The sequence below is a fragment of the Synechococcus sp. R6-10 genome (assembly GCF_047461815.1).
Taxonomy (GTDB): Bacteria; Cyanobacteriota; Cyanobacteriia; order Thermostichales; family Thermostichaceae; genus Thermostichus.
Genome location: NZ_JANSHW010000136.1, coordinates 1 through 7,976, shown reverse-complemented (window position 1 = coordinate 7,976; position 7,976 = coordinate 1). Strand labels below are relative to the sequence as shown.

The following is a 7,976-nucleotide window of genomic DNA, read 5'->3' as shown; positions in this document are numbered from 1 at the left end:
CTACACGATTGGTCACTCAAACCACGAGATTGATTTTTTCATAGACTTACTGCGCCAGTACAACATCACCGGTATTGGCGACGTTCGCTCACGTCCATATAGCCGTTACGTCCCTCAATATTCACAAGAAAAGTTGAAAAGTGCTTTAGCGGCAGCAGGTATTGCTTACGTCTTTCTGGGCAAAGAATTGGGAGGACGTAGCGAAAATCCGAGCTGCTATGATCAGGGTAGGATTCAGTATGAACGACTGGCAAATGAGCCAGCCTTCCTCGAAGGGATCGACCGTCTGATCCAAGGTTCTAGTCGGTATCGGATCGCACTGATGTGTGCTGAGAAAGACCCTATTGAATGTCATAGATCGTTGCTGGTGGCGCGTAAACTTTTTCAAAGTGGGATTCCGGTCAACCACATCTTGGCCAATGGCTCTTTGGAGACTCATGAGGCTCTAGAATCTCGTCTTCTTGCCCTTTGCAAACTTCCAGAGGGGGACTTGTTTAGAAGTCGGGAAGAGTTTATAGCCGAAGCCTATCTCATTCAAGGCAGGCGTGTCGCCTATCGAGATGAGAAAATGTCAAAAAATGATGAGCGGAGCGCGAGGCCATGAAGATATTTACGATAGGGTTTACGAAGAAAAGTGCAGAGCAATTTTTTAATCGCTTAAAACAGCCTGGTCCGGTTCGAGTTGTTGATACTCGACTTAATAACACCTCGCAACTGGCGGGATTCACGAAAAAGAATGACCTAGAGTTCTTCCTTCACGAGATCTGTAAGCTTGGATACATTCATTTGCCAGAATTGGCACCGACCCAAGAAATTCTTGATGCTTATAAAGCTAGTGGTGACTGGTCTAATTATGAGAGACAGTTTTTGTCGCTGATGGCCGAGCGTCGCATTGAAGATCAAGTGGATAAAAGTATTCTCGATGGAGGATGTCTGCTTTGTAGTGAAGCTACACCTGAGCACTGTCATCGTAGGCTGGTTGCTGAATATTTGCGCAGAAAATGGGGTGATGTTGAAATCGTGCATCTATGATAACTAAGAGCTGGCACTACGGATTTTTCCGATTTATGCAGCTACTCCGAGTTGCAGCAGGATTCCGGCAACACGGAGCGAAAGGGATCCCTGACTGCCCAACCGATTTGGAAACTCTCTCACCGACAGCAAGCTCAATACAGGGATCCCCGCTTGGGCAGATCCAACACATTGACATCTTTGGGGTTGACCTTGAGCAGATGATGGGCGATCAGGAAGCCTGTGATCGTCTGGGTTTGGCTGCCCCATGCGTACCTCGGTTGGGTCATGGAAGTATTCCGCCTACTTTTGTTCGGGAATGACCTTGGTTTGAATGTTGCACCCGTTGCTGATGACATCGCCGTACTGTTGCCCCCGCAACACTGGGCCAGTGTTTGCCACCGTTGCTTTTGGATCCCAAGTTCCTGCGGGCAGCTAGCGTGTATGGTAGATGAAAGCTTGTTTTTGGGTCTTTCCCCGTCCCTATGCCCAGGGCTAGCACCTCTCGCCATCAGACCGACCCCCGCTTCAGCTCTGCTATCGCTCCACGACGCTTTCCCGAACAGGCCAAAGGGTTAAAGCCCCACCAACAAAAGCAACTGCAACGGCTTTACCAACTGCGCCTACCCCCCAACCGCCTGGTGACGGTGGAGTTTGCCCAACGGCTGGGATCCCTGACCCAAGAGTTGGAAGGCCGGCCCATCAGCGTTTACCTCAACCGGCGCGGCCAGGTGATCCGCGTAGGGGTGGGATCCCCTTTTGAAACCCAGATTCCCGCTTGGGAATTGCCCCGCCAGGGGGCCGAGCGCCTATCCGGGATCCGCTGCATCACCACCCAAATGGGGGAGGGGGGCCCCGGTCAAAAAGCGCTGACGGCCATGGCTTTGCAGCGTTTGGATGCCCTCATCACCCTTTCCGTGTCCAAGTCAGGAGGGCACCGACGCCGGGGAGGAGCGGCTACGGGCTTTGTTCACCGGGCCTATCTGGCCCATCTGCTGCCGGAGGGAGAGCGCCGTTGGCAGGTTTCTGAGCCTTTGCCTTTGGGGATCCTGGCAGAACAGGATCTGCAGGAGCTGGTGGCGGAGCTAGAAGATGGGTTTCGGCGCCAGTTGACCGCCCGCCAGGTGGATCTGGATCAGGATCGGGCCATCCTGGTGGGGCTGCAGGAGTCCGGGCAGAGCTACGAGGATCTCATGGATGGGTTGGCGGAGCTGGGCCGCCTGGTGGAAAGCGCCGGCGGACAGGTGCTGCAGGCCCTCTGGCAGAGGCGGGAAGGCCCCAATTCGGCCACGGTAATCGGATCCGGTAAGGTGCAAGAGCTGGCGCTGCTGGTCCAGGATCTGGGCGCTAACTTGGTGGTGTTCGACCGGGAACTCACCCCCAGCCAGGTGCGCACCTTGGAAGAGGCGGTGGGGGTGCGGGTGGTGGATCGCAGCGAGGTGATCCTGGATATTTTTGCCCAGCGGGCCAGAACCCGAGCCGGGAAGCTGCAGGTGGAGCTGGCGCAACTGCAGTATTTGCTGCCTCGCCTGGCCGGTCGCGGTCGCACCATGTCGCGGCTGGGGGGTGGGATCGGTACTCGGGGCCCGGGGGAAACCCAACTGGAAATGGAGCGGCGGGCCATCCAGCGGCGCATCAGCAAGCTGCGGCAAGAGGTGGAAGAGCTGCGCCGCCACCGCCAGCGGCTGCGCCAACGGCGCGAGGCATCCCAAATTCCCGTGGTGGCCCTGGTGGGCTACACCAACGCCGGCAAATCCACCCTCCTCAATGCCCTCACCCATGCCCAGGTCTACGTGGCCGACCAACTCTTTGCCACCTTGGATCCCACTACCCGGCGGCTGGATCTGCCCAACCGGCAGGCGGTCCTGCTGACCGACACGGTGGGATTTCTAACCGAATTGCCAGACCAACTGGTGGATGCCTTTCAAGCCACCCTGGAAGAGGTGACGGAAGCCGATGCCCTACTACATGTGGTGGATCTGTCTCACCCCAACTGGGAAGGACAGATCGAGGCGGTGGAAACCTTGCTGGACAAGCTGCCCTTGGCCACTGGTCCCCGCCAGCTGGTGTTCAACAAAATCGACCGCCTCGACCCCGAATGGGTGGAAGACGTCCGCCTGCTCTACCCCAAAGCCCTGTTTGTTTCCGCCGCCACCGGCCAAAACCTGGATCAGTTGCGCCACACCCTGGCCCAGTTTGCTACAGCCCTAAGTCCTAACCCCTTCGATTGGCAGGAACCCAAGGATCCCTAAAAGCATTCCATAAGGATTTCCAAACCTGCATAGCTCATCTTCATCCGCCGTCAACATAAACATTCAGTTACATTGAGATCAGGATTGTGACCCGACTTAAAGTTAGGGAGAGAACATGGCCACCACTGCAGTTGCACCTCAAGTCGCACCTCGCCTGGCCCAGCCCCATCTGACGCTGCAAACTCTGCCCATCGGGGCCGACACCCTTGCCATTCGCTCCCAAGATTGGGATCGGGATCGATTTGACATCGAATTTGCTCTGGAAAATGGCACCACCTACAACTCCTTCTTGATTCGCGGCGAGAAGGTGGCCCTCATCGACACCTCCCACGAGAAGTTTCGCCAGTTGTACCTGGATTGCCTGCAAGGGATCCTAGATCCTGCCCAGATCGACTACCTGGTGGTCAGCCACACCGAGCCAGATCACAGCGGCCTGGTTGGGGATCTGCTGGAGCTGGCGCCCCAGATGACGGTGGTGGCCTCCAAGGTGGCGGTGCAATTTCTGGAAGATCTGGTGCATCGGCCCTTCCAGCGGCTGGTGGTGAAACAGGGAGATCGCTTGGATCTGGGCAAGGGGCATGTCCTGGAATTTATCTCTGCCCCCAACTTGCACTGGCCCGACACCATCCTCACCTACGACCACGGCACCCAGATCCTCTACACCTGCGACGTGTTTGGGATGCACTACTGCGACGATTTCGCCTGGGACGAACATCCCCACCTGTTGCAGGCCGACTTCAAGCTCTACTACGACTGCCTCATGGGGCCCAACGCCCGCTCGGTGTTGTCCGCCCTGAAGCGCATGGAAGCCTTGCCTCCCATCGCTGCCATTGCTACCGGCCACGGCCCCCTACTGCGCCATCACCTGTCCGACTGGGTGGAGCACTACCGCACCTGGAGCCTGGAGCAGGCCAAAGCCGAGCGCCTGGTGGCAGTGTTCTACCTGTCCGGCTATGGCCAGGCGGAAACCTTGGCTCAAGCCATTGCCCGTGGGATCCAAAAGACCGGCATCCAGGTGGAGCTGGCAGATTTGCGGCTGGTGGATGCCCACGAGGTGCGTGAGCTGATGAGCTTGGCCGCCGGTGTGGTGATAGGCATGCCGCCCCAATCAGGGCCTGAGGCCGCCACCACTCAAGTGCTGCTGAAAACCCTGCTGGCCTCTGCCCACAGCAAGCAAGGCTTTGGTCTGTTTGAGTCGGGCGGCGAAGATGATGAGTCGGTGTACCTCTGCCGCAACACACTGCAAGAAATCGGCGCCAAAGAGGTGTTTGCCCCCATTCTGCTCAAGCAGCCTGCTGGCGAGGCCCTGCTGCAACTGGCCGAAGAAGCAGGTACCGACCTGGGGCAGTGGCTGACCCGGGATCGCAGCATTCAGCAGATGAAAGCCTTGGATGCCGACCTGGATCGCGCCCTGGGCCGCATTAGCAATGGCCTCTACATCATCACTGCCCGCAAAGGGCAAGCCACCAGCGCTATGCTCGCCTCCTGGGTAGCCCAAGCCAGCACCGATCCGCCAGGGATCAGCATTGCGGTGGCCAAGGATCGGGCCATCGAATCCTTCCTGCAGGTGGGAGATACCTTCGTGTTAAACGTGCTGCAAGAAGGCCATTACCAACCCTTGATGCGCCACTTCCTGAAGAGATTTCCACCGGGGGCCGACCGCTTTGCCGGGATCAAGACCTACCCTGCTGCCAACGGATCCCCCATCTTGGCCGATGCTTTGGCCTACCTGGAGTGCCGTGTGGTGAGCCGCCTGGAAACCAGCGATCACTGGGTGGTGTACAGCACCTTGGAAGCCGGTCGGGTCTCCAGCCCAGAGGGCCTCACCGCCATCCACCACCGCAAGGTAGGGAATCATTACTAATACTGATAGTGAGCAGTGAGAAGGGAGAAGTGAGAGATGATCCCTCACCTCCAGCCCTTCTCCCTGGGGAAGCTGGGATCCCTGTAGCGAACAGACTCACAAAAACTTCAATAGGACTGCCGATAGACCAAGCCATCGGGATGTAGGAAAAAAGGGCTGTCTTCTCCCAGGCGGATCCCGCTCTGCTCTAGCCAAAAGGGCAGTCTCTCTGTTCCCTGTTGAATCCTTTGGGATCCCTGCTGGGCTGGCCGATAAGGGACGCTGCCCAAACCCGAAGAGAGGGGATCCGAGGGGGCATACCTCTGTCGCCAGCGCTGGTAGGGGCTGACCGGTTCGGGAAAATGTTGCGTAGCGATAACCTCTGCCTTGTCGAGTGCAGTAGCAGTGTGGAGCACTTTCTGGGCTGTCGAGAGAGTAGAGGCAAGTGTTGACGATTCTGACAACTGCAACTGTGAAGAGGGCGAAAGGACGACCACCGGGCATGGCTCAGCTTGTGCCCAAGCCCCCGGCGCAAAAACCCAGGCAAGCCAGCAAAAGAAGATGGCACACCGCATGGGAAGATCCCTCCATAGGCCCAACCCAGTCGTCTCTCAGGCCATTTTTCAAGGGCAGGACTGAGAGCACAGCTCCCATCTTGCCGATGCCGACTTGAAGGCCGGGTGATCGGGATCCCCCCAGTTGAGTGATCTCGATCAGATCAGCAGACCTACTCTAGAAATAGGGTCTAAAGCCCTGCTCTACCGCTGCGCAGTTTGCCTTGGCTTAGCCAGCCAGTAGAGCAAGGAGCATGTCAAGAAACGGCGGATTTGCCAGGATAGTCTGCGCTGCTGACCCGTACATAGGCGTGCCAAGCCAAGTCCAGCAGGCCATCCAACACCGCTGCAGCCACTGCCGGGCCTCCTTTGCGTCCCTCAGTGCGGATGTGGGGCACCATGGAATCGGCTAGCTCCTGCTTGGCTTGCACCACGTTCACAAACCCAGCCGGCGTGGCGATGACCAGAGCAGGGGCCACCTCCTTCTTTCTAATCAGCTGCACCAAGGTGGAGAGGGCAGTCTGGGATTGGCCAATCACAAAGATCGCCTCAGGGTAGCGTTGGGCCAGAGTTTCCAAGCCCCAAGCAGAGCGGGTCTTGTCCCTTTGGGGGCGGGTAATGGCTTCGCTGCTGCAATAGATGGGGTTGGAAAAGGTGTTCTGAACAGCCCAGGCAATGCCCACCTGCACCATCGGCTCATCGACCACAATGGTGGTACGCGCTGCCAGAGCCGCCGCTCCGGCCTGTAAGGCTTCGTTGCCAAAACGGATGAGGTTCAGGTACTCAAAGTCGGCAGTAGCATAAATAACCCGACGAACCACCTCATACTCAGCAGGAGAAAGCTCGTGCTTGCCCACCTCCTGGTCGATGATCATCAAACTCTCTGCATCGGTTACGTGCCACTCCATCGATCCCAGACCCCGCCCGCCGTTTACCTCGGTGATGACAGGATTGTACCTGCAGAGGCTCCAATGGGTGAGAAAAACCATCGCTCAACCTGGGGGCCAGCCCATCCCCCGACCGCCCAGAACGTGAATGTGGAGATGAAAGACGGTTTGCCCGCCGTCCTCTCCTTCGTTGATCACCAATCGATAACCTTTGTTTAAACCGGCCTCGGCAGCCACCCGCTGAGCGGTCAGCAGGAGATGTCCCAGCAATGCCTCATGTTCGGGCTTGGCCTGGGAAATGCCGGGGATGGGCTCTTTGGGCACCACCAAAATGTGGACAGGGGCTTGGGGGGCAATATCTTTGAAGGCCAGGGCTCTATCGTCTTCGTAAACGATTTGTGCAGGGATCTCCCTGCGAATAATCTTGCCGAAAACTGTGTCGCTCATGGGTGCTCACAAATTAGTTCTGCCCTTAGCCTACCTGCTAACCGCACATTCTCCCACCCAGGTGGCGAGAGTGGCGCTCGGCACCTACTGCTTCAGCAGCCATTCAAATTCCTGCCGCAGTGATTGAATATGCCCCACTCGCGAGACCAACAGCGCATCTCGCCCGGCATCGCGAAAACGAGAGCGCCACAAACTCACCAAATCGGGGTTGCTGCACCAAAAGCGGATAACAGCGTCGACCAACTGATCCAAGTCCCAGCCGCGCCGGGCCGGCACTTCCTCCACGGATCCCAGCAACGCATCGAGGGTGCAGGAGCTGGTACCCAGGTATTCCACCCCACAGGGCCGCTGGGCCAGCTTCTGTTGCTGATGAAAGAACTGTAGAGCAGGGGCGATGCCGATGATCTCGAAGGTGTAAACCATGTTGCTCCGCAACGCTGACGCGACTGGGCTCAGTCCTACAGAGTTTTTTGCGAAAGATCCTAAAAAGGGGGCTAGCAGTCTCAAAACCAAATCAAGGTTGGGATCCCTTCCCAACTATCCTCGATCTGATCCTGGATGTTAGGTATTGATTATACTCAACTTGGGCAAAATGCCAAGGCAAAGGACAGGCAGATCCCTGCGTGGCGAAATACTTTTGCGCCACAGGGGAAGGCTTTGCCTGATGGGCACTCCCTTGTTCAGCTCTGTGTAAATAATCTGTGCAGAAATCTGTGCAGATAAGAGGTAAAGCTGCTAGCAAACACAAGTGAGGACTGCTAGCATCCAATGGGATCTTTTGCTAATTGGCTTTAGCTACACAACTACAGCCCACTAAGGGACCACGGGATACGGTTGTATGGTCATTCTAGGCTAATTGAGACACTCCCCAAGCGTTCCGCGCCGCTGCCGCGACCACCCCCAGCCCCTTTCCCAGAGGGAGTCATCCCTCACCCCCAGCCCCTCTCCCAAAGGGAGAGGGGAGTTAGGAAGCAATACAACA

At 57.2% G+C, this 7,976-nt stretch carries 9 protein-coding genes; 4 read left to right on the top strand and 5 right to left on the bottom strand.

Annotated elements, in window-relative coordinates; translation table 11 throughout:
- Positions 1 to 604 (top strand): DUF488 family protein (locus NW837_RS04445; protein WP_414329432.1); only part of this gene is annotated, 604 nt, incomplete at its 5' end.
- Positions 601 to 1,032, top strand: coding sequence for a DUF488 family protein (locus NW837_RS04440; protein WP_414329431.1), 432 nt, complete (start codon positions 601 to 603; stop codon positions 1,030 to 1,032). The genes NW837_RS04445 and NW837_RS04440, both read left to right, overlap by 4 nt.
- A gap of 134 nt (positions 1,033 to 1,166) precedes the next feature.
- Here NW837_RS04440 and NW837_RS04435 read toward each other — a convergent pair whose 3' ends face one another.
- Entirely contained in the window at positions 1,167 to 1,301 is a 135-nt protein-coding gene (locus NW837_RS04435) for a hypothetical protein (RefSeq protein ID WP_414329430.1), read from the bottom strand.
- A 195-nt stretch (positions 1,302 to 1,496) separates the two neighbouring features.
- Here NW837_RS04435 and hflX point away from each other — a divergent pair, with 195 nt between their 5' ends.
- Together hflX and NW837_RS04425 are read left to right on the top strand one after the other, a co-directional pair.
- Positions 1,497 to 3,263, top strand: coding sequence for a GTPase HflX (gene hflX / locus NW837_RS04430; RefSeq protein ID WP_414329429.1), 1,767 nt, complete (start codon positions 1,497 to 1,499; stop codon positions 3,261 to 3,263).
- A 115-nt stretch (positions 3,264 to 3,378) separates the two neighbouring features.
- Positions 3,379 to 5,127 carry a diflavin flavoprotein gene (locus NW837_RS04425; protein ID WP_414329428.1) on the top strand — a complete coding sequence of 583 codons (1,749 nt, stop codon included), beginning with the start codon at positions 3,379 to 3,381 and terminating at the stop codon, positions 5,125 to 5,127.
- A 107-nt stretch (positions 5,128 to 5,234) separates the two neighbouring features.
- On the opposite strand, the gene NW837_RS04420 is transcribed toward NW837_RS04425, so the two are convergent.
- From NW837_RS04420 to NW837_RS04405, 4 genes are all read right to left on the bottom strand, one after another.
- Positions 5,235 to 5,681, bottom strand: coding sequence for a hypothetical protein (locus tag NW837_RS04420; protein WP_414329427.1), 447 nt, complete (start codon positions 5,679 to 5,681; stop codon positions 5,235 to 5,237).
- 236 nt (positions 5,682 to 5,917) lie between these two features.
- Complete coding sequence (locus NW837_RS04415) at positions 5,918 to 6,568, bottom strand: precorrin-8X methylmutase (protein ID WP_414329433.1); 651 nt, start codon at positions 6,566 to 6,568, stop codon at positions 5,918 to 5,920.
- A gap of 84 nt (positions 6,569 to 6,652) precedes the next feature.
- Complete coding sequence (locus NW837_RS04410; RefSeq protein WP_011432043.1) at positions 6,653 to 6,994, bottom strand: histidine triad nucleotide-binding protein; 342 nt, start codon at positions 6,992 to 6,994, stop codon at positions 6,653 to 6,655.
- 84 nt (positions 6,995 to 7,078) lie between these two features.
- Entirely contained in the window at positions 7,079 to 7,417 is a 339-nt protein-coding gene (locus tag NW837_RS04405) for a hypothetical protein (protein WP_414329426.1), read from the bottom strand.
- Positions 7,418 to 7,976 lie beyond the last annotated feature (559 nt).

Bases quoted from the DNA above. Each gene is read 5' to 3' on its own strand.
- NW837_RS04435 (WP_414329430.1), bottom strand. From the start codon at position 1,301: ATGACCCAACCGAGGTACGCATGGGGCAGCCAAACCCAGACGATCACA.
- NW837_RS04405 (WP_414329426.1), bottom strand. From the start codon at position 7,417: ATGGTTTACACCTTCGAGATCATCGGCATCGCCCCTGCTCTACAGTTC.
- hflX (WP_414329429.1), top strand. From the start codon at position 1,497: ATGCCCAGGGCTAGCACCTCTCGCCATCAGACCGACCCCCGCTTCAGC.
- NW837_RS04440 (WP_414329431.1), top strand. From the start codon at position 601: ATGAAGATATTTACGATAGGGTTTACGAAGAAAAGTGCAGAGCAATTT.
- NW837_RS04415 (WP_414329433.1), bottom strand. From the start codon at position 6,568: ATGGAGTGGCACGTAACCGATGCAGAGAGTTTGATGATCATCGACCAG.
- NW837_RS04420 (WP_414329427.1), bottom strand. From the start codon at position 5,681: ATGCGGTGTGCCATCTTCTTTTGCTGGCTTGCCTGGGTTTTTGCGCCG.
- NW837_RS04425 (WP_414329428.1), top strand. From the start codon at position 3,379: ATGGCCACCACTGCAGTTGCACCTCAAGTCGCACCTCGCCTGGCCCAG.
- NW837_RS04410 (WP_011432043.1), bottom strand. From the start codon at position 6,994: ATGAGCGACACAGTTTTCGGCAAGATTATTCGCAGGGAGATCCCTGCA.